Below are 1,251 nucleotides of genomic sequence, written 5' to 3' on the forward strand. Positions count from 1 at the left end.
TCTGGATCAGGTCGTGATGAAAGATGTCGGCGGCCGAGGCCTCGCGCGTCGATTCCGGCTTCGGAATGTAATCGGCCGCGCCGAGCGACAGCGCCTTGAAGCTGATCTCCGCGTTACGGCGGGTCAGCGTCGAGGCCATGATGATGACGAGGTCGCGCTTCTTCGCCAGCAGCTGCGGCAGCGCCGAGATGCCGTCGAGCTCGGGCATTTCGATGTCGAGAACGGCGACATCGGGGTTGATGCGTTCGATCTGGTTGACCGCCTCGAGCCCGGTCCGCAGCGAGGCCGCGACCTCCATGTCGTGCTCGGCGCCGACCCAGCGCGAGATCAGACCGCGGATGACGACGGAGTCGTCGACGATCATCACCCGCAGCGGCCCGGCTTCGCGCGACGCGCCTGTGGTCGAATTCCCTGCGAACGCAACACTCATTACTCACCAACTCAGACTGAAAGGAGACAGTTGAAAACAGGCGCCGGAGGATCCGTTCGGCCTCCGGCCGATCGCTCAGATAAGGCCGACTTCCTGGAATTTCGCCGTCACGATGTCCTTGTCGAAGGGCTTCATGATGTACTCGTTGGCGCCGGCATGCAGCGCGCGCGCGATATGCGCGACGTCGTTCTCGGTTGTGCAGAACACGACCTTTGGCTGGTCGCCGCCGGGCATGCGCCGGAGATGGCCGAGGAATTCGTAGCCGTCCATCACGGGCATGTTCCAGTCGAGCAGCACCGCATCGGGCAGACCGCGCTTGCAGGCTTCCAGCGCTTTCTCACCGTCCTCGGCTTCGAGAATCTGGAAGTCGAGGCCCTCCAGGATCCGGCGCGCAACCTTGCGGATGACGCTGGAATCATCAACGACGAGACAAGTTCGCATGTGAACCTCTGCTTCCTCCCCCGTTTGCGGGGGCACTTCCAATTGCAGGTACGTCGGCCGAAAGGCCGCCGTATCAGGCCGCCATCATCTCGGGCGCGAGCTCGAGGACGCGATCGACGTCGAGGACGACCATGAGCTGTCCGTCGAGGCGGTGGACGCCGCCGGCGAGCTTGGCCATGCGGGGATCGAGGTTGACGGGGTTCTCTTCCATGCCGGCTTCGGGCAGGCGCAGCACTTCGCCGATCTGGTCGATCAGCAGGCCGTAGGATTCGCCGCGCAGGTCGACGCCGACCGCCATCGGCACCTTGCCGTCCTCGGGCTGCGGCAGGCCGAGACGGGCACGCATGTCGACCACGGTGACGATGCGGCCGCGCAGGTTC

Annotated in this window: 3 protein-coding genes; all 3 read right to left on the minus strand. The window is 64.7% G+C overall.

Annotated features, from left to right (window positions below):
- On the minus strand, window positions 1-430 hold a 430-nt coding region (locus tag SE92_RS17465; protein ID WP_157095896.1), incomplete at its 3' end, for a response regulator.
- A gap of 75 nt (window positions 431-505) precedes the next feature.
- The gene (locus SE92_RS17470; RefSeq protein WP_007600538.1) at window positions 506-871 is read right to left on the minus strand and encodes a response regulator; all 366 of its coding nucleotides are present in this window, start codon (window positions 869-871) and stop codon (window positions 506-508) included.
- Window positions 872-944: 73 nt separating this feature from the next.
- Window positions 945-1,251, minus strand: a 307-nt coding sequence (locus SE92_RS17475; RefSeq protein ID WP_198172680.1) for a chemotaxis protein CheW, incomplete at its 5' end; no start/stop codon positions are given.

The organism is Bradyrhizobium sp. AT1, from assembly GCF_001590795.1.
GTDB lineage: Bacteria > Pseudomonadota > Alphaproteobacteria > Rhizobiales > Xanthobacteraceae > Bradyrhizobium.